The sequence below is a fragment of the Streptomyces sp. NPDC058534 genome, from assembly GCF_042717365.1.
In the GTDB taxonomy this organism is placed as follows: domain Bacteria; phylum Actinomycetota; class Actinomycetes; order Streptomycetales; family Streptomycetaceae; genus Streptomyces.
In genome coordinates this window covers 1-26,159 of sequence record NZ_JBHXNW010000105.1, presented here as the reverse complement: position 1 = coordinate 26,159, position 26,159 = coordinate 1, and the positions used below count along the sequence as shown (strand labels likewise).

Below are 26,159 nucleotides of genomic sequence, written 5' to 3'. Positions count from 1 at the left end.
GCGGCTCCGAAGGGCCAAAACCTTCATCTCCCGCACAGCACCATTTCCAGAAGTTGCCCTACGACCAACTCCATTTCATGTTCAGGACACACCAAACCCTCGCTATCTTCGTCTGGCGGCGGGTTGCCCGGTGGTGGATGCGGCTGCACCGCTGGAGCTGGACCGATCTGCGAAGGCACCTCACCGACCACACCGGCCGGTGGCAGATGCCTTCATCAGACGGGGTCGAACTGTTCAACCTCGGCCGGGTGCCAACCGAGCGATACCGGTACCGCGGCAACAAGATCCCAAATCCCTGGACCTTGGCCAACCACGCCTGACGGCAGAGACCGTGGAGAGCCCGGTGCGTGGAAACGCGCACGCCGGGTTCGGCGAGCGGCCCGCAGAAACGGACCGGTGGCGACACCGGCACCGCGCTGCGGGCCGACTCAACCACCCCGGAGCCCAATTGCGCTTCACCGATGCCGACGGACTGCGGCTCACCGCGTTCGCCACCAACACCACCGGCGTCCCGATCGGCGCACTCGAACTGCGGCACCGTCAGCGGGCACGCGCCGAGGACCGCATCCGAAACGCTCGCGCGACCGGCCTGCGCAACCTGCCCCTGCACGACACGGCGCAGAACCGGATCTGGCTGGAGATCGTCCAGATCGCCCTCGACCTGCTGGCCTGGATGCCCATGCTCGCCCTGACCGGTGAAACCCGCAGGTGGGAGCCCCGCCGTCTCCGGCTCCGCCTCTTTTCCGCCGCCGCCCAGATCGTCACGACCGCCCGCCGCCGGCACCTGAGATTCGCACGCCACTGGCCCTGGACCGACCTGATCACCGACGCCATCGCCCGGCTCGAAGTTCTCCCGAACCCCGGCTGACCAGCAAGTTCCCGCCCCTGCGAGCAGCACCATCCTGACCGGAACCGTGGAAACCGGCGCCCACCCGACGCGACAGCCGGGCCATCAGCCTGGCCACCACCAGCCCGAACAACCGAAACGGCCCGCCGAAGAAACCAACGGGCCGTCACGAAAGGTCGAGGCTAGGCCCCTGATGCCGGGTCAGCAAGGCACGCGCTCGTTCACCTGTGTCCCACAGGGGCTTTCCAGATCCGTCGGCGAAGCACGCTCTGCACCTCAGAAGGTGATGAGGACCTTGCCGAGGAGGCCGCCGGCTTCAAAGCTCTCGTGGGCGGTGCGGATGTCGTCGAGCGGGAAGCGGCCGGCGATCCGCAGCCGCAGCTCATCGGTGTCGACGAGCTTGGCGAGGTGGGCGAGGTCGGTGGCGTTCTCCTGGACGTAGCCCTTGCGGGCGCCTGGCACGTCGGGCAGGGGGTGGTCGGCGATGGAGACGAAGCGCCCTCCGGGGACGAGGGCCGAAGCCACGTCCGTGCCGGCGGTGTCGAGGACGGCCTCGTACCGGCCGCGGGGCAGGTCCTGCGGGCGGTGCCAGGCCCGCTCCGCGCCGAGCTCCGTCGCTGCCTGCTCATGGCCGGGCCGGGAGACCAGGGCATCGACGTGGGCGCCGGTCAAGCGGGCGAGTTGGACAACCAGGCCGCCGACCGCCCCGGCGGCGCCGACGACCAGGATGCGCTCGTCGGCGCTCAATTCCGCGGCGCGCAGGGCCTGCACGGCGGTCGTCCCCGCCAGCGGAAGGGCCGCCGCGTCCGCCAACGGCACGGTGGCCGGTGCGGGTGCGAGCAGATGGCCGGGCAGGGCGACCAGCTCTGCCCAGGTGCCGCGGCCGGTGGCGATCTGCGCGGACATGGCGATCACTTGGGCGCCCACCTCGTGGGCGGGGTCGTTGCTCGCGACGACCCGGCCGGAGATGTCCCAGCCGAGCGTGGCCGGCAGCGGCGGCCCTACCTCCCAGGCGCGGGTCTTCCAGTCGACCGGGTTGAGGCTGCTGGCCGCGGCGCGGATGAGGACTTCACCGGCGGCGGGTTCGGGTGCGGCAATCTCGCGGAGGGCCAGGACGTCGAGACCGCCGTGGCGGTCGATCTGGACAGCGCGCATGGTCAGAAGGGACCTTCCAGGGAGGGTGGGTTCGGGAGTCAGACAGCGGTGCCCACCGGGGCATTGCCGGTGTGCTGCGCGGTCCCGGTTCGGGGTAGAACCAGGTAGGTAAGGGCCAGGCCGGTCAGGCTGAGTACGGCACCGGCCAGGCCGGTCCAGCGCAGAGCGCCGGCGGCGACGATGGCCCCGCCGAGGGCAGAGCCAGCGGCGGCGCCGAGGTTGAAGGCCCCGACGTTGGCCGCGACAACGTCGGGGCGGAGCCGGCATGGCGCAGGATCAATCCCTGCAGCGGGGCGATGGCGGCTAGCCAGCAGACCCAGGGCCAGGACCGCAAGCACAGCGGTGGGCTGCCAGGCGGCGGCGAACGGCATGGCCACCAGCGCGCCGGTCAAGCCGCCGAACACCCCGCGCACAGTGGCGGACATGGACCTGTCGGTCAGCTTGCCGGCGGCCCGGTTGCCCAGAAAGCTGCCGGCGCCGTAGGCGAACAGGAGAGCGGAGACGGCGGCCGGGGAGAAGCCGGCGATGCGGGTGAGCAGCGGCGCGATGTAGGTGAAGACGACGGCGACGCCGGAGAAGCCGACCGCGGTGGAGGCGACAGCCAGCAGCACCGGTTTGTGGCTCACCACGCGCAGCTCGTCGCGCAGGCCGGCGGACGACGGCTGCTGCTTGGGCAGCACCAGCGCCAACAGCGCGATGGCCGCCAAGGTCAGCGCGGTCAGCACCGCGAACGGGGCCCGCCAGCCGGCCGCGTGTCCCAGCAGCGAGCCCAGCGGTACCCCGAGCAAGGTGACGACGGTGAACCCGGAGGCCACCGTGGCGATCGCCGAGCCTGTCTTGTGCTCAGGCACCAAGCTGGTGGCCATCACCAGCGCCAACGCCAAGAACGCGGCGTGGCTGAGCGAGGAGACCACCCGCCCGGCCAGCAACATCGTGAACGAGGGGGCCATGGCGCCGAACGCGCTGCCCGCGGCGAACAGCAGCATCAGCCCAAGAGCCAGGGGCCTGCGGGGCAGCCGCGCGGTCAGCATGGTCACCGCGGGCCCGCCGATCACCACGCCGAGCGCGTAGGCGGTCACCGCCTGCCCCGCAGTGCTTTGCGGAACCTGAAGGTCCGCGCCGACCTCGGGCAGCATGCCCGCGACCAGGTATTCCGACGTCCCGACAACGAAGACGCTCGCGCACAAGACCGCGAGCGAGGCAGAGTTCCTACTCATGCCGGGAAAGCTAGAGTCTCACATCGATGTGAGAGTCAAGCGGCGTTGCCCGCCCGAGGCATCCATGAGGAGGATGACGTGCGGATCGGTGAGCTGTCCCGAAAGACCGGCGTACACGAACGGTTGCTGCGCTACTACGAAGAACAGAACCTGCTCCAGCCCGAGCGGCGGCCCAGCGGCTACCGCGAATACGGCGAAGCAGACGTGGACACCGTGCGCCGCATCCGCAGCCTGCTGGCAGCCGGCCTGAACACCGCCACCATCGCGACAATCCTGCCCTGCCTGCATGACGAGGGCGAGCGCCTGGTGCCGAACTGCTCCGACCTCCTCGCCGACCTGACCAAGGAACGCGAGCGGATCACCAAGGCCATCACCGATCTGCAGACCTCCCGCGCCGCCCTCGACAAAGTCATCGCCGCAGCGCCCGCCGAGGTCGCAGAACGCGCGACAAGCGGCGTAACAGCCCGCATCACACGGGCATGACCGCCACCGATCCCGAGTAGTGCTGCCTTCGTCAACAACGTCCTGACCCGCAACAACCAGGTCCCGCCAGGACCGTCGGCCATCCCTCCAGCCTCAAGGGGAGTTGGCCGGCGGCCCATCGGAGCGAAGCGTGGCCCGCAACTCGTCGAGGGCCACAGGTCCTGGGTCACCCACTGGTTGGCCGACATCGGATGACCAATTGGGACGGACGCGTTCGACGAAGTCTGTGAAGTCGTTCCGCAGATACCGGGAATCAGACGGCTTCAGCCGGATTTGTTGGCGGCTGTCAGCCCACCAGACCTCGAATCGGCAACCGTGCCTTCCGCCGGCCAGTCCTCACTCTCGTGCGGCAGCAGCAGGACGTCGACAAAGCCTCCGACACTCAGGCCGATGTCCACGAAGATCCCGATCGCACCGAATGTGTCACCACGAACGAATCATCGCATGTTCGTCCGTCCACCTCAGCACGAAACTGCCGTCACTTCTCAGGCTCTGGCTCAGGTTTGGGCTCTGTCGCCAATTGGGGGGTAGTGGCTTCTTGATCATGGTGAGAGCAGGATGCGGTGACGTTACCTTCGACTGCTCCGGACGTGTAGGTCGTGGTGAGGGCGGCCTGGATGGCTGCGTGGTCGCGCCGCATGCCGTTGGCCAGAGTTCGGAGTTCGCGTTGACCGTCGAGGCGGACAGCGGCGATCCAGACATCGAGCGCCAGGTGTTCGCCGCGTCGATCACGGACCATGAATGCCAGACGGCGGGCATACTCGACAGTCGTCGCCAGCGCGGGGTTCCGCTCGCACAATCGTCGTCCATTACGGTCCGCACGTACTGGAATCCGTAGGAGGGCTTCCCCTTCGGGCGTCCCGCTGCCCGCGTCTTCTGTGTAGCGCTGCGGTTTCGGCGCTGGATGGCCCGCAGTTCCCTCTGCGCGCCCCATGCCTCCATGGTGAAGCGGTCTTCGTTGACCTGGTCGTCCAGTACCCACGGACCGTCGTGGCCGTAGGTGACGAGCAGCTTCCCCTCGTCACGCATCTTGTAGCCGGTATTCAGCCAGTCCACGACGTTGCGACCGAGCCGGTCCACGGCTGCGGCCACCAACCCGTCGTGCGGGCCCCTTTCATCCCGAAGCCAGGAGCCCAGTTTCGGGCCGGGTCATCAGGTCGGTGGTGCCCGAGACTTCCCAGTCGTCGGCCCAGCCGCGACAGCCGTCGCACGCCGAGCAGACACCTCCCGCATCCGTCCCAGGGGCGTTCGGTCATGTTCAGGTCCCGTACCGCGCAAGACTTCTCCGTTGCGAACACGCAACGTACGGAGAATCGGCGGCCACACCCAGGACGATCTTGCTCAGCCCAGGAAGCTCAGTCGAACCTGACGGTTGACATTGTCTTTATTGGTGTCCACCAGGCACACCGACTGCCAGGTTCCCAGCTCCAGGCGGCCGTCGATCACCGGCAGGGTCGCGTGCGGCGGTACGAAGGCGGGCAGGACGTGGTCGCGGCCGTGGCCCGGACTGCCGTGGCGGTGCTGCCAGCGGTCGTCGGCCGGGAGCAGGCTGTGCAGTGCGGCCAGCAGGTCGTCGTCGCTGCCGGCGCCGGTCTCGATGATCGCGATCCCGGCGGTGGCGTGCGGCACGAAGACGTTGAGGAGTCCGTCGCGGCCGGCCGCCGCCTCGCGCAGGAAGGCCTCGCAGTCACCGGTGATGTCGGCGACCCGCTCCGCCGAGCCGGTGGCGAGGTTCAGGACACGGGTGGTGAAGGCATCTGACATGGCACCATCCTGACACCGCGGGAAGAGCGGGGCCCCCGGCACCTCCGGGGAAGATCCGGACCCTCGACGCCGTTGGTAGAAACGTGAACTACACACGCGAGGTCGAGGTCGTCGTCATCGGGGCCGGTCAGGCGGGACTCGCCGCCGCCTATCACCTGCGGCGCACCGGCTTCGAGCCGGAACGCGGCTTCGTGGTGCTGGACCACGCGCCCGGCCCCGGGGGCGCCTGGCAGTTCCGCTGGCCGTCACTGACGTACGGCAGGGTGCACGGCATGCACTCGCTGCCGGGCATGGAGCTGACCGGCGCGGATCCGGCGCGGCCGTCCGCCGAGGTGGTGGGTGCGTACTTCGCCGACTACGAGCGGACCTTCGACCTGCGGGTGCGGCGGCCCGTCGACGTCCGTGCGGTGCGCGAGGGGACGGGTGGACGTCTGCTCGTGGAGACCTCGGCCGGGTCCTGGTCCACGCGGGCCCTGATCAACGCGACCGGCACCTGGGACCGGCCCTTCTGGCCGCGCTACCCGGGGCAGGAGACCTTCCGGGGACGGCAGCTGCACACGGCGCAGTACGCGGGTCCCGAGGCGTTCGCCGGGCAGCGCGTGGTCGTGGTGGGCGGCGGCGCCTCGGGGACGCAGCACCTGCTGGAGATCGCCCCCCACGCGGCGTCCACCACCTGGGTGACCAGGCGGCCCCCGGTCTTCCGCGAGGGGCCCTTCGACGAGGACGCGGGCCGTACGGCGGTGGCGCTCGTGGAGGAACGGGTGCGTCAGGGGTTGCCGCCGAAGAGCGTGGTGTCGGTGACGGGGCTGCCGCTGAACGACGCGATCCGGGCAGGGCTGGAGTCGGGTGTGCTGGACCGGCAGCCCATGTTCGACCGGATCACACCCGAGGGGATCGAGTGGGGCGACAGGCGGCGCGTGGCCGCGGACGTCATCCTGTGGGCGACCGGGTTCCGGGCCGCCATCGATCATCTACGGCCGCTGCGGCTGCGGGAGGCGGGCGGCGGCATCCGGGTCGAGGGGACGCGCGCGGTCGCCGATCCGCGGGTGCATCTCGTCGGCTACGGGCCGTCGGCCAGCACCATCGGCGCCAACCGGGCGGGACGCTCGGCCGTGCGGGACATCAGGCGGCTGCCGGCCACTGAGGCACCGGTGGCCGCGTGACCGCCCCGCCCGGTCACCCCGCCCCGGCCGCCTTCGAGGGGCTCTGTTGGGCGCGGTTGAACTCGGCGACGTTGCGCTGGTGTTCGGCGTAGTCGGCGGTGAAGCGGGTGTCGCCCGGTTTGACCGTGACGAAGTACAGCCAGTCCCCCGGGGTCGGATTGATCGCGGCGCTCATCGCGACGTCGCCCGGGTTGGTGATGGGCGTGGGTGGCAGGCCCATGCGCTGGTACGAGTTGTAGGGGCTGTCGATCCCGGTGTCCTTGGTGGGAGTGTTCAGCGTGGAACGGCCCAGGGCGTAGTTGATGGTTGAGTCCATCTGGAGCGGCATCCCGCGTTCCAGCCGGTTGAAGACCACCCGGGCCACCTTGCCCATGTCCTCCTTGGCGGCGGCCTCCGCCTGCACGATGCTGGCGATGGTGACGGCCTGATAGACGTTCAGCGCGTTGCGCTGGGCGCCCGCTGTGACCGGCGCGCCGGTGAACTTCTTGTTCGCCGTGTCGACCATGGCCTCCAGCAGCTTCTCCGGCGTAGGGGACTCACCGAGCGGATAGGTCGCCGGGAAGAGATAGCCCTCGGGATTTCCCTCGGCGTCGTTCGGCAGCTTGAGGTCGGCCTTGGCCAGGGACTTCTTGGTGGTGCCCGCGGGCAGCGTGAGCGTCTTGTCGACGGCCTCGTAGACCTGGGTCGCCCGCCAGCCCTCGGGGACCACGAGGGAGGTGGGGCGGGGCTCGCCCTCGTCGTCCGGCGTCAGCAGCGGCACCGCCACGGCGGTAGCGGCCACCACAGCGCCGGCCGCGATCAGGGCGATACGGCCCCGGCGCGTCAGCCGAATCGATCTCCTCGGGCTCCTGCGGCTCCTGGGGCTCCTGCTGCTGGCGCTCCTCGCGCGCCTCGCGCTTCGTCGCGGAGTGTTCGTCTGCATGCGGGCACGGTAACCCCGATTTGCACACAAACCCGGCATATCGTCATCTTGTCGGCTCCAGTCGGGCGTCCCGGCGGACCAGGGCCGCGTAGCGTCCGTCCCGCTCCAGGAGCTCCTCGTGCGTGCCCTGTTCGGCCAGGCGCCCGGAGTCGAGGACGACGATCCGGTCGGCGTCCCTGACGGTGGACAGGCGGTGGGCGATGGTGACCGTGGTGCGGTTGGCGGACAGCGCGTCGATGGCATCCTGCACGGCGGCCTCGGTACGGGTGTCCAGCGCGCTGGTCGCCTCGTCGAGGACCAGGACGGGCGGGTCGCGCAGGATGGTGCGGGCGATGGCCAGGCGCTGCTTCTCGCCGCCGGAGAAGCGGTGGCCGCGTTCGCCGACCACCGTGTCGTAGCCGTCGGGCAGGGCGGCGATGTGGTCGTGGATCTGAGCCGCCCGCGCGGCCGCCTCCAGCTCGGCGTCGGTGGCGTCCGGCTTGGCGAAGCGCAGGTTGTCGGCGACCGAGGCGTGGAAGAGGTACGTCTCCTGCGAGACCACGCCGATTCCCCGGGCGAGGGTGTCGAAGTCCAGGTCGCGCACGTCGATCCCGTCGAGGGTGACCCGGCCGTCCGTCACGTCGTACAGCCGCGGTACCAGGTGGCCGAGGGTGGACTTGCCGGCGCCGGTCGGGCCGACGACGGCGAGACTGCTGCCCGCCGGGACGGTGATGTCGATGCCGTCGAGGACCGCGGTGCCCTTGCCGTCGTAGCGGAAACCGACGTCCTCGAAACGGACCTCGCCCTTGATGCGGTCGAGGTGGACCGGCTCGTCGCGCTCGGTGATGTCGATCGGCAGGTCGAGGTACTCGAAGATGCGCTGGAAGAGCGCGAGCGAGGCCTGGATCTGGACACCGGTCGACAGCAGGCTCACGGCCGGACGGAACAGGCCCTGCTGGAGCGAGACGAAGGCGACGATGGTGCCGAGGGAGACCTCGGGCCCGCCCATTTGGAGGGCGATGCCCGCGGTCCAGTAGATGACGGCCGGCATGGCGGCCATGACGATCGTGATGACGGCCATCCGCCAGCGGCCCGCCATGTTCGACCGCACTTCGAGGTCGACCAGTCCCTCCGACTCGTCCGCGAAGGCGCGAGTGAGCGAGTCCGAGCGGCCCATGGTGCGGCCGAGCAGGATGCCGCTGACGGAGAGCGACTCGGTGACCGTGGCGGCCATCGCGGCCATCTGCTTCTGGCGCCGGGTGGTGATCTTCCGGCGCTCCCTGCCGACGCGGCGGCTGATCCACACGAACACCGGAAGCAGGAGCAGCGAGACCACCGTGAGGCGCCAGTCGAGGACGACCATGGCGGCGACGGTGGCGACCACGCTGGTGAGGTTGGAGACCAGGGAGGTCGCCGTGGAGGTGACGGTCGCCTGCATGCCGCCGATGTCGTTGGCGATGCGGGACTGGACCTCGCCGGTGCGGGTGCGGGTGAAGAAGGCGAGGGACATCTGCTGGAGCCGGCCGTAGACGGCGGTACGCAGGTCGTGCATGACGCGCTGGCCCACGGTCGTGGAGATCAGCGTCTGCAGCACGCCGAAGACGCTGGTGAGGACGGCGCCGAGGATCATGCCGAGGGCGAGCAGGCTCAACAGGCCGGTGCGTCCCTCGGGGATCGCCACATCCAGGATCTCCTTCAGGAGGAAGGGTGTGGTGACCGAGACGAGCGAGGCGGCGCCGACCAGCAGTCCGACGACCGTGAGGCGGCCCCGGTAGGGGCGGAACAGCTTCAGGATGCGTCGCACCTGCCGGGGCTGTTCCTCGGCGTCGGCGGGTGCGGTCCAGACGGACGCGCGGTCGGGTTGCATGGGCTCCTACGGGGGGGCGACAGTGGCAGGCCGGCGGATCCCTTGGATCGCCGACCTTACGGACCATAGGTCATTGTTACCTATACTCACAATGAATATCGTCCTGATATTGTTCCCGCATGACCGCCCCCGATCCCGACGGCGCGCTCGCCGAGCAGTTGCTGCGGCTCACCCGCCGGGTGCACCGCATCCAGAAACGCCACCTGGAGCACCGTGCCCTCGGCATCACGCCGGCCCAGTCCCGGCTGCTGCGCACCCTGGCGCATTACGGCTCGCCGCCGCGCATGGCCGACCTGGCCGAGCGCCTTGAGGTGGTTCCCCGGGCGGTGACGACGCTGGTCGACGGGCTGGAGGCGGCCGGGAAGGTGCGTCGTGCCCCGGATCCGGCCAACCGCAGGGTCATCCGGATCGAGCTCACCGACGACGGACGCACGGCCCTGAGCGAACTGCACGGCGCCCGCCGCTCGGCCGCGGAGGAGATCCTGGCACCGCTGACGGACGAGCAACGCGCGGTACTCGGCGGCCTCTTGGACACACTGGTCGACGGCCCCGGCGGCGGAGCGGAAGCGGGCGCGGCACGGAGCTGAGGCGTTCTCAGGGCTCTCAGTCGTTCCCAGGGCTCTCAAGGTCTCTCAGGCGCTCTCAAGCCTTCAGCCGTGCCTTGTCCCCCATCACCACCACGGGACGTGCGTCCGGATCCAGCGTGCGCAGCAGGTACTCCATCGCCGGCTTGGGCAGGCTGACACAGGCCGACGTGCCGCTGCCGTGGTCCATGTGCAGCCAGATCCCGCCACCCCTGGACGCGCCCTGGGGACGGGTCGGGTCGTTCGGCGAGGTGCCCTTGACGCGGTTGTAGTCGATGGCGATGACGTAGTCGAAGTCGTGCCAGTACGACTTCGCCCACCACCGCGGTGCCGCGAAGGCCGCGGAACGGGTGTACGGCAGCCCGGTACCCGGGGCAGGGTCCGGGTCCGGGAGCACTCCGCCGGCGTCGCTCAGGGTGAACACGCCTACGGGGCTGCGCTTGTCGTTCTCGCGGTGGTCGGTCGTCCACCCCTTCGTGCCGTTGTGCGCGGCCCAACTGCGGGCGCGGTGCCAGGCGGAGCCCTGCTTCATGTAGAGCACGACGGTGGCATCGGCCGAGTCCGGGCCGTCGCCGTACACCGCCACGACCTGCCGGGAGGCGGCCGGTACGAGCCGCTGGTACCGGTCGCCGACGCCGGGGAGCCGCGTCGGGTCGGTCGTGGCACTCGGGTGCCCGGCCCCGTCGGCCGGTCCGCTCCCCGGGGCGTCCGCGCTGTCCCCGGAGGGGCCGCCGCAGCCGGCCAGCGCCGCCACCGTCAGGGATCCCAGGGCCGCCATCGCGACCGCCGTACGCCGTGCGCCACCACTTCCCATCGGTCCATGGTCGCACCCGCGTCCCCAACGCCCGGCGCGAGTGCGGCGGAAGCAGCCTGATCCGTACCCCACCGCGGAAAACCGCTTGATTTTGGGCATGCCGCGACGCGAACCTTTCACGGTTTGCAGCCTCTCGATGCCGTGTGGCAACGGCACCTCCTGACACGAGCCACTGGGACGTCATGCAGATCCAAGACCTTCCGTATCCCGACCCGGGCGTGCCGGACGCACGCTCGGGCTCCCGCTTCCTGTGGTGGCTGTTCCGCAACCAGCTGGGTGGCCAACTCAAGTCACTGGCCTGGGGCCTGCTGCACTTCGCCTCCGTCTCCGCCCTGCCCTTCTGCGTCGGTCTCGCCATCCAGGCCGTCGTCGACCGGTCCGGCACCCGGCTCGCCCTCGCGGGCGGCCTCATGGCGCTGTGCTGTGTCGGCAACGCGCTCGGCGACACCTTCCTGCACCGCGCCGCCGTCACCAACTGGATCACCGCCGCGGCCCGCGTCCAGCAACTGCTCGCCCGCAAGGCCGCGCTGCTCGGCTCGGCGCTGACCCGGCGCGTCGCGGCCGGCGAGGTGGTGGCCGTGTCCACCGGCGACGTCGAGAAGATCGGCTGGTTCGTGGAGGCCGTCTCCCGCTTCACCGCGGCGGCGCTGACCATCGTGCTGGTCTGCGTGGCCCTGGTCGTCTACGAGCCGGCCCTCGGCGTCGTCGTGATCGTGGGCCTGCCGGTGCTCGCCCTCGCCGTACTGCCCCTCCTGCCCCGGGCCACCCGGCGGGCCGACGTCCAGCGCGAGAAGGCCGGCCGGGCCACCGAACTCGCCTCCGACACCGTCGCCGGCCTGCGTGTGCTGCGCGGCATCGGCGGAGAGGCACTCTTCCTCGACCGCTACCGGGACGCCTCCCAGGAGGTGCGCCACGCGGCCGTGCGCAGCGCGCGCATGTGGTCCCTGATCTCCGCGATCCAGGTGCTGCTGCCGGGGCTGCTGCTGATCGCGGTGGTCTGGCACGGCGTCCACCTGGCGCGCCAGGGCCGCATCGGCATCGGCGAACTCGTCACCGTCTACAGCTCCGTCATGATCCTCACCTACCCGCTGCGGCACTTCGAGGAGATCGCCATGGCGTACTCCTTCTCCCGGCCCTCGGCCAAGCGGGCCGCCCGGGTGCTGTCGCTGGAAAGGGTCACGGACACCGCGGGCACGCGCACCGCCGAGATCCCCACCGGCGATCTGTACGACCCGGCCACCGGTCTCCTCGCCCCGTCAGGCCGGTTCACCGCGGTGGTGTGCGGCGACCCGGACACGGCCGGGCGCCTGGCGGAACGGCTCGGCGGACACCCCTCGGAGGAGGGCACGTCGGCCCTGCTGGGCGGGGTGCCGCTAGACGAGCTGCCCCTCGGTTCCGCGCGCACGGCCGTCCTGGTGCAGGACAAGGACCCGGTGCTGCTCTCCGGCACCCTCCGCGAACTGCTCGACGTACCCGCCTCCGGCGCGGTGAGCGCGGGGGACGCGCTGGCCGCCGCCCAGTGCGGCGACGTACTGGCCGCGCTCGCGCAGGGCTCGCTCGATGTCGAGGACCCCATGGACGCTCGCATCACCGAGCGGGGCCGCTCGCTGTCGGGCGGCCAGCGCCAGCGGCTCGCGCTGGCCCGGTCCCTGATCACGGACCCGGAGGCGCTCGTCCTGGACGAACCGACCTCCGCCGTGGACTCGCACACCGAGGCACGGATCGCGGAAGGCGTCCGTACTCTGCGCGCGGGGCGCACCACGGTGGTGTTCACCTCGTCGCCGCTACTGCTGGACCGCGCGGACCGGACCGTGTTCCTGCACGAGGGTGAGGTCGCCGCGACCGGCACGCACCGGGACCTGCTGCACACCGAACCGCGGTACCGGGCTGTGGTGACCCGCGAGACCGACGAGGAGACCACGGCCCGCACGGACGTGACTCCGGTCGGCGGGCGCCCGGCGAAGAACCCGGACGACGACGTACTGCACCGAGACGGCGACGTACTGCACCGACTGGAAGAGATCGAGGAGACGGCATGATCGGCGTCGCACCACCGTCGTACGACCCGGCGGCCCCCACGGCGGCGAACACCCTCCCCGTCGGCGCTCCCGCGACCGTCCGCACCTACACGGGCGAACTGCTGCGCCGGCACCGCCGGGCGTTCCTCCTCCTCGTCACCGTCAACACCGTCGCCGTGATCGCCTCGATGGCGGGCCCCTACCTGCTGGGCGGGCTCGTGGAACGGGTGTCGGACGGCGCCCGCGAGCTGCATCTCGGCATCACGGCCACGTTCTTCATGCTCGCGCTCGCCGTGCAGGCGGTGTTCGTTCGCGAGGTGCGGCTGCGCGGGGCCATGCTCGGCGAGCGGATGCTGGCCGATCTGCGCGAGGACTTCCTCGTGCGGTCGGTCGGACTGCCGCCCGGCGTACTGGAACGGGCCGGTACCGGGGATCTGCTCTCCCGGATCACCACGGACATCGACCGTCTCGCCAACGCCATGCGCGAGGCAGTGCCCCAGCTGGCGATCGGTGCCGTGTGGGTGGTGCTGCTGCTCGGCGGACTGGTGGTCACCGCTCCGCCGCTGGCACCGGTGGTGCTGATCGCGGTGCCGCTCCTGGTGATCGGCTGCCGCTGGTACTTCCGGCGGGCGCCCTCCGCCTACCGCTCCGAGGCCGCCGGGTACGCCGCGGTGGCCGCCGCGCTCGCCGAGACGGTGGACGCCGGGCGCACCGTCGAGTCGCACCGTCTGGACGCCCGCCGCAACGAGCTGTCGGAGCAACGGATCAGGGAGTGGACGGCCTGGGAGCGATACACGCTCTGGCTGCGGTCGGTGCTCTTCCCGGTCATCAACGTCACCCATGTGACCGTGCTCGCCTCCGTCCTGCTGATCGGCGGTGTGTTCGTCCTGCAGGGCTGGATCGGGGTCGGGCAGATGACCACGGCCGCCCTGATCGCGCAGATGCTGGTCGACCCGGTGGGCCTCATCCTGCGCTGGTACGACGAGCTCCAGGTGGCCCAGGTCTCCCTGGCCCGGCTGGTGGGCGTGCGGGACATCGAGCCGGACGCCGGTGACGGCGCCCTGTCCCCCGAGGGACGGCACGTGCACGCCGACCGCGTGCACTTCGGCTACGTCGAGGGCGTGGACGTCCTGCGCAAGGTGTCGCTGGAGGTCGCCCCCGGAACGAGGCTCGCCCTGGTCGGGCCCTCGGGCGCCGGCAAGTCCACACTGGGCAGGCTGCTCGCCGGCATCTACGGTCCGCGTGACGGCCGGATCACCCTGGGCGGCGCCGAGCTGTCCCGGATGTCCGCGGAGCGGGTCCGCTCCCACGTCGCCCTCGTCAACCAGGAGCACCATGTCTTCGTGGGCTCCCTGCGTGACAACCTCCGGCTCGCCAGGACCGGTGCCGCCGACGCCGAGCTGTGGGCGGCGCTGGGCGCGGTCGACGCGGACGACTGGACCCGCGCGCTCGACGACGGCCTGAACACCGAGGTCGGCTCGGGGGGCTTCGCTCTCACTCCCGCGCAGGCCCAGCAGATCGCCCTGGCCCGGCTGGTGCTGGCCGACCCGCACACCCTGGTGCTGGACGAGGCGACGTCGCTGCTCGACCCTCGGGCCGCACGTCATCTCGAACGGTCCCTGGCCCGGGTCCTGGACGGTCGCACGGTGATCGCGATCGCCCACCGGCTGCACACCGCCCATGACGCGGACGTCATCGCCGTGGTCGAGAACGGCAGGATCAGCGAGCTGGGCAGCCACGACGAGCTGGTGTCGGCGGACGGCGCCTACGCGGCACTGTGGCGGTCCTGGCACGGGTGAGCCTGCGGTGCCCTCCAGGGGTGGGGGCGGATTCGGGATCGGGTGCTACCGGGCACGGGCATCGCTCCGGCCGGGTCGGCCTCTGTCGGTGCTGGACGGCAGCCCATCGGCGCTGCACCGCAGCTCACCCGGGCCGGACCGGTGCCGTTCTCCGTACGGCCGGCGCGAGCCGGGTCGGCCCGTCGCGGCCATACCAGTACTGGACGAGGCCACTGCGGGCCGGACCGCAGTGCGGGTACCGGTCGAGGCGTCGATGTGCCGAGGAGCGGGGTGGACAGGGAGGGCGGGCACCCGGGCGGGGTCCGTGCCGTTGCGCGGTCCCGAACCGGAGTGGAAGGCTGGGAGTAGGCACCGGCTCGAGGTGAGCCCGGGGACCGTGCGGTTCCGCGACGGGCGAGGCCTGTGCCCCGCGCAGCGGCGGCCCGCCGCGGTGCGCGGCCAGAAGGGGCCGGTCCCCACCCCCTGGAGGTACCCGTGAACAGCGCCGACGGATGGGGAGACGACGTCTACCAGCCGGACGGATCCGAGCAGCGTGAGGACACCGGGCTGCTCGACAGCGAGGACACACTCGAGGACGACGGTGTGGACGATCCCCTCGACCGCGGCTGGTCCCCGCCGGAGCGCCCCTGGGCGGTGGAGCACACCGGCGTGACGGCCGCCGAACGTCACGAGGGCGAGACCCTCGACCAGCGGCTCGCCGAGGAGCGGCCCGACGTGCTCGCACCCGACGGCGACGGGCTGGGCGACGCCGACGGCACCGACGGGGAACTGCTGGACGGCGAGGTCGGCGCCGACCGTTCCGGCCGGCTCGTGGCACCCGACGAGGGGGCGCACGAGGACGAGGAGCCGGCGCTGGTGGCCCTGGACGTGGGCATCGACGGCGCGGCCGCCTCCGCCGAGGAGGCCGCGATGCACGTCGTCGACGAGGACTCGCTGCCCGGCTGACACCACCCGGGGCGGCACATCCGCGTCGTCCACTCCATGATCCGCGCGGTACGAGGAGCAGCCATGCAGCAGGACAAGCATCCCGACTACCGGCCCGTAGTCTTCCGCGACCGCAGCGCCGGATACGCCTTCCTCACCCGGTCCACCGCGACCAGCGACCGGACCATCGCGTGGGACGACGGCAAGACCTACCCGGTGGTGGAGGTGGAGATCTCCTCGGAGAGCCACCCCTTCTACACGGGCAAGGCGCGAACGGTGGACTCGGAGGGGCGGGTGGCCCGCTTCGAGCGGCGTTACGGTGGCGAGGGTGGCGAGGGTGGCGAGGGTGGCGAGGGTGGCGACGAGGGGCAGGGCGCCGGGGCCTCCGGCTGAGGTGGCAGGGCCCGCTTTCCTCAGATGAAGTTGAGTGCCGACGCGCAGCCCACTCCCCCGAGCAGCATGAACGCCGGCATGAGTACCTTCAGCTCCACCCAGCTCCCCGCCCGGAACCGCATGGGCTTCGGCGGCCCGATCGGGTACCAGCGCTTCCGGCCCACCGGTATCGGCCAGAGTATGGGGCAGCCCGAGACGGTCAGCGCGTCCCCGATGTCGTGCACCAGCGCGCCGAGGACGACCGGCAGCCCCAGCCACAGGTACTCCTGGCCAGGCGCGGTGAACAGCCAGTCCGCGCCGGCGTCCGGCTTGTCCAGTATCCCGGCGAGGATCCACGCGCTCGTCCCGGCCAGCAGCCAGACCAGCACGTCGCTGCTGGAGCCCCGGGTGGCCCGCCACAGCAGGCCCTCGATGGCCAGCACCATGTGGGCGAAGAGGATCGCCAGGACCACCCAGCGGCCACCCGTGATGGCCAGCACCGATGTGCCCGCGCCGATCAGGACGGCCCACAGCCAGGTGTGCGTCAGTGTGCGGTGCCCGCCGGAGCGGCGAGGGTCGGCCGGCTTCTTCGTGGCCTTGTAGACGGCGTACGACAGCTTGTCCACGATCTCGCACAGTCCCCGGGACAGCGGCCCGAAGGCCCGGGAGATGGTGGCCGCCTTGTGGTCGAGGTCCGGGGCCAGCGCCGCGCCCGCACAGATCAGGGCCCCGGCGAGCAGCACCGGCCAGGGCATCGGGTGTCCCGCGGCGGCGGTCGCCGCCCCGACGCCGAGCCACGCCGCGGCTCCCGACAGTGAGTGTGCTGGTCCCATCATCGCCGTTGCCCGCCCCATTCCTCAGATGCCGCTGTGCAGTTGTCCGGGTCCACTGATGCCTCGTCGGCGACCCAGCGTAGCGTTCGTGATCTTCACGCGGACAGCCGATTCCCCCATCACGACGCGAGGCAGGCAAGATGGGGGCGTGACCCTCATCGATCAGCTGCCGCGGACCGCCGACCCCGATGCCCTGTACGAAGCCTTCGAGGCGTGGGCCCAGGAGCGCGGTCTCACGCTCTACCCCCATCAGGAGGAGGCGCTGATCGAGGTGGTCTCCGGGGCGAACGTGATCGTGTCGACGCCCACGGGCTCCGGCAAGAGCATGATCGCGGCGGGCGCCCACTTCGCGGCCCTGGCCCGGGACGAGGTCACCTTCTACACGGCTCCGATCAAGGCGCTGGTGTCGGAGAAGTTCTTCGAGCTGTGCAAGATCTTCGGTACCGAGAACGTCGGCATGCTGACCGGCGACGCGTCCGTGAACGCGGACGCGCCCGTCATCTGCTGTACCGCCGAGGTCCTGGCGTCGATCGCGCTGCGTGACGGGAAGCACGCGGACATCGGCCAGGTCGTCATGGACGAGTTCCACTTCTACGCGGAGCCGGACCGAGGCTGGGCCTGGCAGATTCCCCTGCTGGAACTGGAGCAGGCCCAGTTCGTCCTGATGTCGGCGACACTCGGCGACGTCTCCTTCTTCGAGAAGGACCTGGCCCGCCGCACCAGCCGTCCCACCTCGGTGGTCCGCTCGGCGACCCGCCCGGTACCGCTCTCCTACGAGTACCGCTACACGCCGCTGACCGAGACGCTCACCGATCTGCTGGCCGCCCGGCAGGCCCCCGTATACATCGTGCACTTCACGCAGGCGCAGGCCGTGGAACGGGCGCAGGCACTGATGAGTATCAACATGTGCACGCGTGAGGAGAAGGAACGGATCGCCGACCTGATCGGCAACTTCCGCTTCACCACGAAGTTCGGCCGTAATCTCTCCCGCTACGTCCGGCACGGCATCGGTGTCCACCACGCCGGCATGCTGCCCAAGTACCGGCGGCTGGTGGAGAAGCTCGCGCAGGCCGGCCTGCTGAAGGTGATCTGCGGGACGGACACCCTGGGCGTGGGCGTCAACGTCCCTATCCGGACGGTGTTGTTCACGGCGCTGACCAAGTACGACGGCACGCGGGTGCGCACGCTGCGGGCCCGGGAGTTCCACCAGATCGCGGGCCGGGCGGGCCGTGCCGGGTTCGACACGGAGGGTTTCGTCGTCGCCCAGGCGCCCGAGCACGTCGTCGAGAACGAGAAGGCCCTCGCCAAGGCCGGTGAGGACCCGAAGAAGCGGCGGAAGGTCGTCCGCAAGAAGGCTCCCGAGGGCTTCGTGGCCTGGTCGGAGAGCACGTTCGACAAGCTCATCGGATCCGATCCGGAGCCGCTGACGTCCCGGTTCCGGGTCACGCACACCATGCTGCTGTCGGTGATCGCCCGCCCGGGTGACGCCTTCGCCGCGATGCGGCACCTGCTGGAGGACAACCACGAGCCGCGCAAGCAGCAGCTGAGGCACATCCGGCGGGCCATCGCCATCTACCGCTCGCTGCTGGACGGCGGCATCGTCGAGAAGCTCGACCGTCCGGACGCCGAGGGGCGCGTCGTGCGCCTCACCGTGGACCTCCAGCAGGACTTCGCGCTGAACCAGCCGCTGTCCACGTTCGCCCTGGCGGCCTTCGAGCTGCTGGACCCGGAATCGCCGTCGTACGCACTGGACATGGTGTCCGTCGTGGAGTCCACGCTGGACGACCCGCGGCAGATCCTCGCCGCCCAGCAGAACAAGGCGCGCGGTGAGGCCGTGGCCGCGATGAAGGCCGACGGTGTCGAGTACGAGGAGCGCATGGAGCGCCTCCAGGACGTCACGTACCCGAAGCCGCTGGAGGAGTTGCTCTTCCACGCCTACGACACGTACCGCAGGAGCCACCCCTGGGTCGGTGACCATCCGCTGTCGCCCAAGTCGGTCATCCGTGACATGTACGAGCGGGCGCTGACGTTCACGGAGCAGGTCTCCCACTACGAACTGGCCCGCACCGAGGGCATCGTGCTGCGCTACCTGGCGAGCGCCTACAAGGCCCTCGACCACACTGTCCCGGACGACCTGAAGTCCGAGGACCTTCAGGACCTGATCGAGTGGCTCGGCGAGATGGTGCGCCAGGTCGACTCCAGCCTGCTGGACGAGTGGGAACAACTCGCCAACCCGGAGGAGATGACCGCCGAGGAGGCGCAGGAGAAGGCCGATCAGGTGCGGCCCGTCACCGCCAACGCACGGGCCTTCCGGGTCCTGGTCCGCAACGCCATGTTCCGCCGCGTCGAGCTCGCCGCCCTCGACCAGGTCGACGGGCTGGGCGAGATGGACGCCGACGCCGGATGGGACGCCGACGCGTGGGGCGAGGCCATGGACAAGTACTGGGACGAGTACGACGATCTCGGCACCGGACCCGACGCCCGCGGCCCCAAGCTGCTGGTGATCGAGGAGGAGCCGCAGAACAGTCTGTGGCGCGTGCGGCAGATCTTCGACGACCCGAACGACGACCACGACTGGGGCATCAGCGCTCAGGTCGACCTCACGGCCTCCGACGCGGAGGGCCGGGCGGTCGTCCGCGTCACCGATGTCGGCCAGCTGTGAGCACAGGAGAACCCCACCGATGACGAATCCGGCCGAGAGCCTCGTCGCCCTGCTCGACCTGGAGCAGATCGAGGTCAACATCTTCCGTGGCCGCAGCCCCGAGGAGTCGCTGCAGCGGGTCTTCGGCGGACAGGTGGCCGGCCAGGCGCTGGTCGCCGCCGGCCGCACCACGGACGGCGACCGCCCGGTGCACTCGCTGCACGCGTACTTCCTGCGTCCCGGACGTCCGGGCGTGCCGATCGTGTACCAGGTCGAACGGGACAGGGACGGACGGTCCTTCACGACCCGTCGGGTCACCGCCGTACAGCAGGGCCGCACGATCTTCACGCTCACCGCCTCCTTTCACAAGCCTGAACAGGGGAGTTTCGAGCACCAGCTGCCGCCGGCCCGCGAGGTCCCGGACCCCGAGTCGCTTCCGACGGTGGCCGACGAGGTGCGAGAGCACCTGGGCGCGCTGCCCGAGCAGTTGGAGCGGATGGCCCGCCGTCAGCCCTTCGACATCCGCTACGTCGACCGGCTGCGCTGGAGCGCCGATGAGGTCAAGGGCGCCGAGCCGCGCAGCGCGGTGTGGATGCGGGCGGTCGGGCCTCTCGGCGACGACCCGCTCGTGCACACCTGCGCACTGACCTACGCCAGCGACATGACCCTGCTGGACGCCGTGCGCATCCCGGTGGAGCCGCTGTGGGGTCCTCGTGGCTTCGACATGGCGTCGCTGGACCACGCCATGTGGTTCCACCGGCCGTTCCGCGCGGACGAGTGGTTCCTGTACGACCAGGAGTCGCCGATCGCGACCGGCGGACGGGGCCTGGCCCGCGGGCGGATCTACGACACCGAGGGGCGCATGCTGGTGTCCGTCGTCCAGGAGGGGCTCTTCCGGGCCCTATAGGTCATCGGGTAGGCCATCGGGTCAGGCGTCTCTGCGCCACAGCCTGCCGAGCAGACCACGCAGCCGCCCGGTGTCGTCCGGCGTGGGCTCCGGTCCCGGTGGGACCGGCACGGCGCGAAGGGCCGGGCTGGGCGCGGGGCGCTGCTCGCGAGCGGCTGCCACGGCGTCCGCCAGGTCCGCGCGCAACCAGTCGATCTCGTCCGGGTCCGCCGCCGTCATGATCTCCTCGGCGAGCTGCGCGGCGGGGGAACCGGGCGAACCGTGGCCCGGCCGCGCGGCGTGGAACCGGTGCAGGTGTGAGCGCTCGTAGGGGTCCCTGACGACCTCGGCGACCTCGACGGCTTCGAGCAGCGACGCCACGGCCGCCGCCCGGGCCCAGGGGTCGTCGGCCTGGCGGAGCAGGAATCCCAGGTGCCGCCCCCTCCAGTTGCGGGGACGCAGGTCCAGCCCCTCCCCCAGCTGGCCCCGCAGTCCCTCGGGCGTGCGGCCCTTGAGCAGTGAGGCATTCCGCTCGTCGGTGGCGAACTGCCGCAGTTCGTAAGCGAGGTACAGCCAGACGACGGCTCGATACCGATTGACGTAGAACTTCACGGGGACCAGCAGCCCCAGCCGTGCGAGGCGGGTGAACCGGACCTTGGTCACGTCCATGAGGGCCGCGCCCTCCGTGGTCCCCACCGTCCGCACGCCCGCCCTCAGGGTCTCGGGGAAACCGTCCGCCGCCCGGATCCGCTCGATCTCGTCGCGGGTGACGCGCCCGCCGCCCCCTCCGTCGTCGGGTGCGGTGCGGATGCGGCCGAGGTGCACGGCGAGGTCGAACTCGCTTCGCTTGAGGCCCAGTACCCGTGCCGCGCGCCCCGGCGCGAGAGGGGCCTCGGGAGTACTGCCGATCTGCTCGGTGGCTGCCGTGAGTTCCCGCGTGACGGTGTTGCCGGACATACTCGTCTCCCCCGTGGAGTGTGCGGCCGGCACCGTGCGTGCCCGCCTGACACAAAAACCGTAGCCGCTGCCACGGCATCCGCGTCCGGCCTGTGGATAACTCCGCCGCCCGCCCCACGAGGGCATTGAATGTGCAGGTCAGTGGTCTGTGGGCGATATTCGCCCCGGCTGCCGCGCATCGACGTCGAGATGCTCGCCCACCCGGTTCACGAGCAGCGTCATCTCGTACGCGATCTGCCCGATGTCGACCTCGGCCCCGCTGAGCACGCACAGGCAGCTGCCCGAGCCCGCCGCCGTAACGAACAGCACGGCGTCGTCGAACTCGACCATCGTCTGCCGCACCTGACCGGCACCGAAGTGCCGGCCCGAGCCCTTGGCCAGGCTGTGCAGCCCGGACGAGACGGCCGCGAGGTGCTCGGCGTCCTCGCGTCGCAGGCCTGTACTGGCTCCGGTCACCAGCCCGTCGTTGGACAGGACCAGCGCGTGCCGGACGTGCTCGACGCGCGCGGTCAGGTCGTCCAGCAGCCAGCCGAGTCCCTGGTTCTGCACCATTGATCCGAACTCCCCGTGTCGTCCCCGTATGCCTTGCCTCCCCCTGGCCGGGGGATCTGTCCGCCAGCCTTCCCCACGCCCGTGCTCCGGGCAAGGAGGATGGGATGCATGGCACAGAAGATGACCGATGAGGAATGGCGGGCGTTCGTCTCGGACGGCACCCGCACCGGAAAGCTCTCGACCGTCCGGGCGGACGGCAGTCCGCATGTGGCGCCGATCTGGTTCCTGCTGGACGGGGACGACGTGGTGTTCAACACCGGCAAGGACACCGTGAAGGGGCGCAATCTGGCCCGGGACGGCCGGATCGCCCTGTGCGTGGACGACGACCGGCCGCCGTTCCACTTCGTCGTGCTGCAGGGACGTGCCCGGATCTCCGAGGATCTCGACGAACTCCGGCACTGGGCCGGTCGCATCGGGGCGCGGTACATGGGTGAGGAACGCGCCGAGGAGTTCGGGGCGCGCAACGGCGTCCCGGGCGAACTCCTCGTCCGTGTCGCCGTGGACAAGGTCCTGGCCCAGAAGTCCGTCGCGGACTGAGGTACGTCAGCGCACGGAGTCGAGCAGCCGGGCGGTGTGCATCCGCCCGGCGTACTCGACGAGGCGGATCAGGACCTCCTTGCCCGAGTCGCGGTCCCGGGCGTCGCACAGCACCACGGGCGTTCCAGAGTCCAGGTCGAGGGCGCGCAGCACGTCCTGGGCCTCGTGACGGCGTGCTCCGGTGAAGCAGTTGACGGCCACCACGAACGGGATGTGCCGGTGCTCGAAGTAGTCGACCGCCGGGAAGCAGTCCGCCAGCCGCCGGGTGTCCGCGAGGACGACGGCCCCGAGCGCGCCCTGCGACAACTCGTCCCAGAGGAACCAGAAGCGGTCCTGCCCCGGTGTGCCGAAGAGGTAGAGGGAGAGCCCGGACCGGATGGTGATGCGCCCGAAGTCCATCGCGACGGTGGTGGTGACCTTGCGGTCGATGCCGCCGGTGTCGTCCACCAGCCGGCCGGCCTCGCTGAGCAGTTCCTCCGTGCGCAGCGGCCTGATCTCGCTGACCGCGCCCACCAGGGTGGTCTTGCCCACGCCGAATCCTCCGGCGACAAGGATCTTCAGGGCCAGCGCGGTCGCCTCGCCGTCCGTGACATCGGCGTGTTCGGCGTGTTCGCCGTGTTCACGGTGTTCGGAGACCATTGATCACTTCTCTCGGTCCGGGTGGTCGTACGCGTGCGTGCCGGTCATGGTCTTCGGCCTTCTCTACAGTGCGCGCAGTCCGTCGATCACTTCGCGCAGAATCCGTTCGTCGGGCAACTGGGCCGGTGGTACGGGGCGGCTGACGGTCACGCAGCCGAGTTCCACCAGGTCCCCGAGGAGCACCCTGACGACACCCACGGGGAGATCGGCGTCCGCCGCGAGTTCGGCGACCGAATGGGTCTCCGCGCGGCACAGCTCGATCAGGGTCCGGTGTTCCGGTCCGAGCACGGCGACGTCGCTGCCCGGCACGCCCGGGACCCGCGTGACGAGGGCGATGAGGTCGAACCGCACTCCCGCGGGTCCGGGCCGGGTGCGTCCGCCGGTCATCGCGTAGGGGCGGACCAGGGGCCCCGCCTCGTTGTCGTACCACTGGCTGCCCGGCCGTTCCCGGCCGTCGGCCGTGCTCTCGTCGGTCATCCGTGCGGCCCTTCCGGGTCATCCGCCGAAGGGTGGCCGTGCGGCGGCGCGCGGCGCGGTGTGCAGGTGCTCGCCGACGCGTCTGACCAGCCGTGCCATCTCGTAGGCCACCAGGCCGATGTCGGCGCTCACGGCGGTGAGGACAGCCAGGCAGGAGCCGTCGCCCGCGGCGGCCACGAACAGGAAGCCGTCGTCCATCTCGACCATGGTCTGGCGCACGCCCCCGGCGCCGAAGTGCCGGCCCGCGCCCTTGGCCAGGCTGTGGAAACCGGAGGCGACCGCGGCCAGGTGTTCGGCGTCCTCCCGCCCGAGGCCGGCCGACGCGCCCACGGCAAGCCCGTCGTTCGACAGCACAACGGCATGCCGTACCTCGTGTACGCAGCCGACGAGGTCGTCCAGCAGCCAGTCGAGTTCGCGGGTCCGCCGGGCGGTCCCCGTGCCGGGGTCGTGGATCATGCGGGTTCTCCTTCGCTGCTGTCGCCGGCCGGCGGGGCCGGCGCTTCCGCGTGGCCGGGCCGGCGTCCACCGCCGCGCGTCCAGCCGTCGCGGTAGGCGGTCATGCGGTCCCGCACGACTTCGGGCGTGCGCTCCTCGTCACCGCGTGTCTGAGGCGGCTGAGCGGGCTCCGCGGGGCGTCCGTCTCGCAGTTGGGGTGCGAGGCTGGCCTGCCGCACCCGCCGGGGCAGGTCGTCGGACTCCTCGGCCGGGTCCGGTGGGCCGACGCCGTCGCTCTTTGCAGAGGCGGCGGAGTCGTCGGGGACGTCAGGGGATCGGTGCAGTCGCAAGGCGGGCGCTCCTGGGGGCCGGTTCGGCGCCGTCGTCTCCACCGCCACTGGTACGGCGGACGTCAGTGCCGGACGGCCGGAAGGTGCGGACACGGTCTCCCGGTGTGCGGCGGCGTGAGGCACACGCGCGTACAGGCGCTCCGCGGGTGGGGCCGCCTCGTGTGCCGCCCCTGGGGAGCGTTCCGCGGTTCCACTGTGCAGGAGTGCGGTGGGCAACAGGACGACGGCGGTGGTACCGCCGTAGGGCGAGGTCTTGAGGTGGACCTTGATGTCCTGCCGGGCGACGAGCCGGCTGACGACGAACAGGCCGAGCCGGTCGCTGTCGAACAGGTCGAGTGCCTCGGAGTGGGTGATGCGGTGATTGGCCTCGGCGAGGGCGTCCTTGCCCATGCCGAGGCCGCGGTCCTCGACCTCGATCGCGTAGCCGTTGCCGACGGGTTCTCCGGTGACACGCACGCGCGTGTGGGGCGGGGAGAACTGGGCGGCGTTCTCGATGATCTCGGCCATGAGGTGCGTGAGGTCGGCGACGTCCGCGCCGGCGACGGACGCCTCGGGGAGCTGTCGTACCTCCACGCGCGCGTAGTCCTCCACTTCGGAGACGGCCGCACGGACCACGTCGGTGAGGGAAACCGGCATGCGCCAGGCCCGTCCGGGCGCCGCGCCGGAGAGGATGATCAGGCTTTCGGCGTGGCGCCGCATGCGGGTGGTGAGGTGGTCGAGGCGGAAGAGGTCACTCAGTTCGTTCGGGTCGTCGGAGCGGCGTTCCATGCTGTCCAGAAGGCTCAGTTGGCGGTGGACGAGGACCTGGCTGCGGCGGGCGAGGTTCACGAAGACGCCGGAGATGCCACTGGCGAGTTCGGCGCGTTCCACCGCGGCCCGCAGCGCCGCCCGGTGCACGGTGCCCAGGGCTTCGGCGACCTGGCCGGCCTCGTCCTCGGCGGCCGGTTCAGGTGGCGCCTCGGACCGGATGTCGATCTCCTCACCCGCGCGCAGTCTGCGCATGGCTTCCGGAAGCTTGTGCCGGGCGATCTCCAGGGCGCTGTTGCGGAGGCTCACCAGCTCGACCACCAGGCCACGGCCGATGCGGACGGAGATGACGAGCGACGCGACGACGGCGAGAAGTCCGAGGAGGACCGCGGCCCCGGCCGGTGTGAGCGCACCGCGGGTGAACGGATCGGCCCGGTCGGCCACTCCGCGCGCGGCGTCCTGCTCGATCGTCCGCATGCCGTCCCGCACGCGCGCGTGGGCCCCGTCCCAGGCGGCGCGGGGTGCCAGCGCCTCGACCGGGCGGTCCTGCGCCGAGGGGGCCAGCAGGCTGTCCTCGGTCCGCCCCACGGTGGTGTAGGCGGCGTCGTGGGCGAGGTCCTGCCAGGCCGCGCGTTCGGAGCCGCGCAGGTCGGTCACGGCGGACTCGGTGAGACTCCGTCGCGTGTCGACGGCGCCGGTGAACAGCCGCAGCCGCTCGCCGTCGAGGCCACCGGCGAGGCGGGCAGCGGCGAGCAGGGCGTTCTCCTGGGCCAGGGCCTCGCCCGCGCGGGCGAACTCGACCAGCACACGTGCGTCGGAGCCCAGATCCGCGTCCTGGATTCCGCTCAGCGCACCGCCCACCCGGAAGGCCGCCGAGATGGCCGTCGTGTACCGGCGGTAGGTCTCCTCCCAGTCGGTGCGGCGGTCCAGGACGGCGGTTCGCAACGGTCCCAGCCGTTCGGCGCCGGTCACGAACGCGTCGAGCCGCCGTGCCACTCCGGCGGGCAGTTCCTCACCGTCGGGGGCCCGGGGGGGGGCGCGCGGCGGGGGGCGCCCCCCCCCGCCCCGGCGCGGCGTTTCGCGGGCCCCCACCGGCGGGGTGGCGGCCGATGGGGCCGCCCGCCGGCCCCGGGGGGGGGGCCACGGGACCGGGTCCCACACGCTGCCGCCCGACATGCGCCCCACCGAGGCCATGCC

The 26,159-nt window shown here is 71.1% G+C and carries 26 protein-coding genes and 2 pseudogenes; 12 read left to right on the top strand and 16 right to left on the bottom strand.

Annotated features, from left to right (window positions below):
• Both ACFWR9_RS38930 and ACFWR9_RS38925 read left to right on the top strand, forming a co-directional pair.
• Positions 1-320: pseudogene (locus tag ACFWR9_RS38930) on the top strand (hypothetical protein); the annotation flags it as partial.
• Between the two features lie 11 nt (positions 321-331).
• Positions 332-868 (top strand): transposase, encoded by a 537-nt coding sequence (locus ACFWR9_RS38925; protein ID WP_383851320.1) that lies wholly within the window; start codon positions 332-334, stop codon positions 866-868.
• Between the two features lie 255 nt (positions 869-1,123).
• On the opposite strand, the gene ACFWR9_RS38920 is transcribed toward ACFWR9_RS38925, so the two are convergent.
• Together ACFWR9_RS38920 and ACFWR9_RS38915 are read right to left on the bottom strand one after the other, a co-directional pair.
• Entirely contained in the window at positions 1,124-2,002 is an 879-nt protein-coding gene (locus ACFWR9_RS38920) for an NADP-dependent oxidoreductase (protein WP_383851318.1), read from the bottom strand.
• Positions 2,003-2,040: 38 nt separating this feature from the next.
• Positions 2,041-3,219, bottom strand: coding sequence for an MFS transporter (locus ACFWR9_RS38915; protein ID WP_383851315.1), 1,179 nt, complete (start codon positions 3,217-3,219; stop codon positions 2,041-2,043).
• 78 nt (positions 3,220-3,297) lie between these two features.
• Between ACFWR9_RS38915 and ACFWR9_RS38910 the strand changes: the two genes are divergently transcribed.
• Positions 3,298-3,702 (top strand): MerR family transcriptional regulator, encoded by a 405-nt coding sequence (locus ACFWR9_RS38910; protein WP_383851314.1) that lies wholly within the window; start codon positions 3,298-3,300, stop codon positions 3,700-3,702.
• Positions 3,703-3,965: 263 nt separating this feature from the next.
• Here the strand turns inward: ACFWR9_RS38910 and ACFWR9_RS38905 are convergent, their stop codons facing one another.
• The 4 genes and pseudogenes from ACFWR9_RS38905 to ACFWR9_RS38890 form a co-directional block, all read right to left on the bottom strand.
• Positions 3,966-4,100, bottom strand: coding sequence for a hypothetical protein (locus tag ACFWR9_RS38905; protein WP_383851311.1), 135 nt, complete (start codon positions 4,098-4,100; stop codon positions 3,966-3,968).
• An 80-nt stretch (positions 4,101-4,180) separates the two neighbouring features.
• Complete coding sequence (locus tag ACFWR9_RS38900) at positions 4,181-4,636, bottom strand: transposase (RefSeq protein ID WP_383851324.1); 456 nt, start codon at positions 4,634-4,636, stop codon at positions 4,181-4,183.
• Positions 4,618-4,758: pseudogene (locus tag ACFWR9_RS38895) on the bottom strand (hypothetical protein); the annotation flags it as partial. The pseudogene ACFWR9_RS38895 and the gene ACFWR9_RS38900, both read right to left, overlap by 19 nt.
• A gap of 285 nt (positions 4,759-5,043) precedes the next feature.
• A complete protein-coding gene (locus ACFWR9_RS38890) occupies positions 5,044-5,466 on the bottom strand; it encodes a secondary thiamine-phosphate synthase enzyme YjbQ (protein WP_383851309.1) in 423 nt (140 codons plus the stop codon).
• A gap of 83 nt (positions 5,467-5,549) precedes the next feature.
• Between ACFWR9_RS38890 and ACFWR9_RS38885 the strand changes: the two genes are divergently transcribed.
• The gene (locus ACFWR9_RS38885) at positions 5,550-6,629 is read left to right on the top strand and encodes an NAD(P)-binding domain-containing protein (protein WP_383851307.1); all 1,080 of its coding nucleotides are present in this window, start codon (positions 5,550-5,552) and stop codon (positions 6,627-6,629) included.
• Between the two features lie 13 nt (positions 6,630-6,642).
• Here the strand turns inward: ACFWR9_RS38885 and mltG are convergent, their stop codons facing one another.
• Both mltG and ACFWR9_RS38875 read right to left on the bottom strand, forming a co-directional pair.
• The gene (gene mltG, locus ACFWR9_RS38880; RefSeq protein ID WP_383851304.1) at positions 6,643-7,551 is read right to left on the bottom strand and encodes an endolytic transglycosylase MltG; all 909 of its coding nucleotides are present in this window, start codon (positions 7,549-7,551) and stop codon (positions 6,643-6,645) included.
• 43 nt (positions 7,552-7,594) lie between these two features.
• Positions 7,595-9,397 carry an ABC transporter ATP-binding protein gene (locus tag ACFWR9_RS38875; RefSeq protein WP_383851301.1) on the bottom strand — a complete coding sequence of 601 codons (1,803 nt, stop codon included), beginning with the start codon at positions 9,395-9,397 and terminating at the stop codon, positions 7,595-7,597.
• 119 nt (positions 9,398-9,516) lie between these two features.
• Here ACFWR9_RS38875 and ACFWR9_RS38870 point away from each other — a divergent pair, with 119 nt between their 5' ends.
• On the top strand, positions 9,517-9,984 hold the full coding sequence (locus ACFWR9_RS38870) for a MarR family winged helix-turn-helix transcriptional regulator (protein ID WP_383851298.1): 468 nt from the start codon (positions 9,517-9,519) through the stop codon (positions 9,982-9,984).
• A gap of 55 nt (positions 9,985-10,039) precedes the next feature.
• Here ACFWR9_RS38870 and ACFWR9_RS38865 read toward each other — a convergent pair whose 3' ends face one another.
• Positions 10,040-10,795 carry a L,D-transpeptidase family protein gene (locus tag ACFWR9_RS38865; protein ID WP_383851296.1) on the bottom strand — a complete coding sequence of 252 codons (756 nt, stop codon included), beginning with the start codon at positions 10,793-10,795 and terminating at the stop codon, positions 10,040-10,042.
• Between the two features lie 182 nt (positions 10,796-10,977).
• On the opposite strand from ACFWR9_RS38865, the gene ACFWR9_RS38860 reads away from it, so the two are divergent.
• From ACFWR9_RS38860 to ACFWR9_RS38845, 4 genes are all read left to right on the top strand, one after another.
• The gene (locus tag ACFWR9_RS38860; protein WP_383851293.1) at positions 10,978-12,834 is read left to right on the top strand and encodes an ABC transporter ATP-binding protein; all 1,857 of its coding nucleotides are present in this window, start codon (positions 10,978-10,980) and stop codon (positions 12,832-12,834) included.
• The gene (locus ACFWR9_RS38855) at positions 12,831-14,612 is read left to right on the top strand and encodes an ABC transporter ATP-binding protein (RefSeq protein ID WP_383851290.1); all 1,782 of its coding nucleotides are present in this window, start codon (positions 12,831-12,833) and stop codon (positions 14,610-14,612) included. Before ACFWR9_RS38860 ends, ACFWR9_RS38855 begins: the two co-directional genes overlap by 4 nt.
• Positions 14,613-15,086: 474 nt before the next feature.
• On the top strand, positions 15,087-15,557 hold the full coding sequence (locus ACFWR9_RS38850; RefSeq protein ID WP_383851287.1) for a DUF5709 domain-containing protein: 471 nt from the start codon (positions 15,087-15,089) through the stop codon (positions 15,555-15,557).
• A gap of 63 nt (positions 15,558-15,620) precedes the next feature.
• On the top strand, positions 15,621-15,929 hold the full coding sequence (locus ACFWR9_RS38845; RefSeq protein WP_383851284.1) for a type B 50S ribosomal protein L31: 309 nt from the start codon (positions 15,621-15,623) through the stop codon (positions 15,927-15,929).
• Positions 15,930-15,949: 20 nt separating this feature from the next.
• On the opposite strand, the gene ACFWR9_RS38840 is transcribed toward ACFWR9_RS38845, so the two are convergent.
• Positions 15,950-16,744 (bottom strand): metal-dependent hydrolase, encoded by a 795-nt coding sequence (locus ACFWR9_RS38840; protein WP_383851282.1) that lies wholly within the window; start codon positions 16,742-16,744, stop codon positions 15,950-15,952.
• Between the two features lie 145 nt (positions 16,745-16,889).
• Between ACFWR9_RS38840 and ACFWR9_RS38835 the strand changes: the two genes are divergently transcribed.
• Positions 16,890-19,403 carry a DEAD/DEAH box helicase gene (locus ACFWR9_RS38835; protein ID WP_383851279.1) on the top strand — a complete coding sequence of 838 codons (2,514 nt, stop codon included), beginning with the start codon at positions 16,890-16,892 and terminating at the stop codon, positions 19,401-19,403.
• 19 nt (positions 19,404-19,422) lie between these two features.
• Positions 19,423-20,289 (top strand): acyl-CoA thioesterase, encoded by an 867-nt coding sequence (locus ACFWR9_RS38830; RefSeq protein ID WP_383851277.1) that lies wholly within the window; start codon positions 19,423-19,425, stop codon positions 20,287-20,289.
• Between the two features lie 21 nt (positions 20,290-20,310).
• Here the strand turns inward: ACFWR9_RS38830 and ACFWR9_RS38825 are convergent, their stop codons facing one another.
• Positions 20,311-21,225, bottom strand: a complete 915-nt coding sequence (locus ACFWR9_RS38825) for a DUF6397 family protein (RefSeq protein ID WP_383851274.1) — start codon at positions 21,223-21,225, stop codon at positions 20,311-20,313.
• Positions 21,226-21,363: 138 nt separating this feature from the next.
• Complete coding sequence (locus ACFWR9_RS38820; protein WP_383851272.1) at positions 21,364-21,777, bottom strand: roadblock/LC7 domain-containing protein; 414 nt, start codon at positions 21,775-21,777, stop codon at positions 21,364-21,366.
• A gap of 108 nt (positions 21,778-21,885) precedes the next feature.
• On the opposite strand from ACFWR9_RS38820, the gene ACFWR9_RS38815 reads away from it, so the two are divergent.
• On the top strand, positions 21,886-22,314 hold the full coding sequence (locus ACFWR9_RS38815) for a PPOX class F420-dependent oxidoreductase (protein WP_383851269.1): 429 nt from the start codon (positions 21,886-21,888) through the stop codon (positions 22,312-22,314).
• Between the two features lie 6 nt (positions 22,315-22,320).
• Here ACFWR9_RS38815 and ACFWR9_RS38810 read toward each other — a convergent pair whose 3' ends face one another.
• The 4 genes from ACFWR9_RS38810 to ACFWR9_RS38795 all read right to left on the bottom strand — a co-directional run bounded on the left by ACFWR9_RS38810 (position 22,321) and on the right by ACFWR9_RS38795 (position 26,138).
• Entirely contained in the window at positions 22,321-22,953 is a 633-nt protein-coding gene (locus tag ACFWR9_RS38810) for an ATP/GTP-binding protein (protein ID WP_383851266.1), read from the bottom strand.
• A 63-nt stretch (positions 22,954-23,016) separates the two neighbouring features.
• Positions 23,017-23,430 carry a DUF742 domain-containing protein gene (locus tag ACFWR9_RS38805; RefSeq protein WP_383851263.1) on the bottom strand — a complete coding sequence of 138 codons (414 nt, stop codon included), beginning with the start codon at positions 23,428-23,430 and terminating at the stop codon, positions 23,017-23,019.
• Positions 23,431-23,448: 18 nt separating this feature from the next.
• A complete protein-coding gene (locus tag ACFWR9_RS38800; RefSeq protein WP_161328264.1) occupies positions 23,449-23,886 on the bottom strand; it encodes a roadblock/LC7 domain-containing protein in 438 nt (145 codons plus the stop codon).
• A complete protein-coding gene (locus ACFWR9_RS38795; protein ID WP_383851322.1) occupies positions 23,883-26,138 on the bottom strand; it encodes a nitrate- and nitrite sensing domain-containing protein in 2,256 nt (751 codons plus the stop codon). Before ACFWR9_RS38795 ends, ACFWR9_RS38800 begins: the two co-directional genes overlap by 4 nt.
• Between the last annotated feature and the right edge of the window lie 21 nt (positions 26,139-26,159).

What these genes read in the sequence shown, in the direction of transcription:
- ACFWR9_RS38920 (WP_383851318.1), bottom strand. Translation starts at nt 2,002, where the DNA reads ATGCGCGCTGTCCAGATCGACCGCCACGGCGGTCTCGACGTCCTGGCC.
- ACFWR9_RS38915 (WP_383851315.1), bottom strand. Translation starts at nt 3,219, where the DNA reads ATGAGTAGGAACTCTGCCTCGCTCGCGGTCTTGTGCGCGAGCGTCTTC.
- ACFWR9_RS38900 (WP_383851324.1), bottom strand. Translation starts at nt 4,636, where the DNA reads ATGGGGCGCGCAGAGGGAACTGCGGGCCATCCAGCGCCGAAACCGCAG.
- ACFWR9_RS38890 (WP_383851309.1), bottom strand. Translation starts at nt 5,466, where the DNA reads ATGTCAGATGCCTTCACCACCCGTGTCCTGAACCTCGCCACCGGCTCG.
- mltG (WP_383851304.1), bottom strand. Translation starts at nt 7,551, where the DNA reads ATGCAGACGAACACTCCGCGACGAAGCGCGAGGCGCGCGAGGAGCGCC.
- ACFWR9_RS38875 (WP_383851301.1), bottom strand. Translation starts at nt 9,397, where the DNA reads ATGCAACCCGACCGCGCGTCCGTCTGGACCGCACCCGCCGACGCCGAG.
- ACFWR9_RS38870 (WP_383851298.1), top strand. Translation starts at nt 9,517, where the DNA reads ATGACCGCCCCCGATCCCGACGGCGCGCTCGCCGAGCAGTTGCTGCGG.
- ACFWR9_RS38865 (WP_383851296.1), bottom strand. Translation starts at nt 10,795, where the DNA reads ATGGGAAGTGGTGGCGCACGGCGTACGGCGGTCGCGATGGCGGCCCTG.
- ACFWR9_RS38860 (WP_383851293.1), top strand. Translation starts at nt 10,978, where the DNA reads ATGCAGATCCAAGACCTTCCGTATCCCGACCCGGGCGTGCCGGACGCA.
- ACFWR9_RS38855 (WP_383851290.1), top strand. Translation starts at nt 12,831, where the DNA reads ATGATCGGCGTCGCACCACCGTCGTACGACCCGGCGGCCCCCACGGCG.
- ACFWR9_RS38845 (WP_383851284.1), top strand. Translation starts at nt 15,621, where the DNA reads ATGCAGCAGGACAAGCATCCCGACTACCGGCCCGTAGTCTTCCGCGAC.
- ACFWR9_RS38840 (WP_383851282.1), bottom strand. Translation starts at nt 16,744, where the DNA reads ATGATGGGACCAGCACACTCACTGTCGGGAGCCGCGGCGTGGCTCGGC.
- ACFWR9_RS38830 (WP_383851277.1), top strand. Translation starts at nt 19,423, where the DNA reads ATGACGAATCCGGCCGAGAGCCTCGTCGCCCTGCTCGACCTGGAGCAG.
- ACFWR9_RS38825 (WP_383851274.1), bottom strand. Translation starts at nt 21,225, where the DNA reads ATGTCCGGCAACACCGTCACGCGGGAACTCACGGCAGCCACCGAGCAG.
- ACFWR9_RS38820 (WP_383851272.1), bottom strand. Translation starts at nt 21,777, where the DNA reads ATGGTGCAGAACCAGGGACTCGGCTGGCTGCTGGACGACCTGACCGCG.
- ACFWR9_RS38815 (WP_383851269.1), top strand. Translation starts at nt 21,886, where the DNA reads ATGGCACAGAAGATGACCGATGAGGAATGGCGGGCGTTCGTCTCGGAC.
- ACFWR9_RS38810 (WP_383851266.1), bottom strand. Translation starts at nt 22,953, where the DNA reads ATGGTCTCCGAACACCGTGAACACGGCGAACACGCCGAACACGCCGAT.
- ACFWR9_RS38805 (WP_383851263.1), bottom strand. Translation starts at nt 23,430, where the DNA reads ATGACCGACGAGAGCACGGCCGACGGCCGGGAACGGCCGGGCAGCCAG.
- ACFWR9_RS38800 (WP_161328264.1), bottom strand. Translation starts at nt 23,886, where the DNA reads ATGATCCACGACCCCGGCACGGGGACCGCCCGGCGGACCCGCGAACTC.
- ACFWR9_RS38795 (WP_383851322.1), bottom strand. Translation starts at nt 26,138, where the DNA reads ATGTCGGGCGGCAGCGTGTGGGACCCGGTCCCGTGGCCCCCCCCCCGG.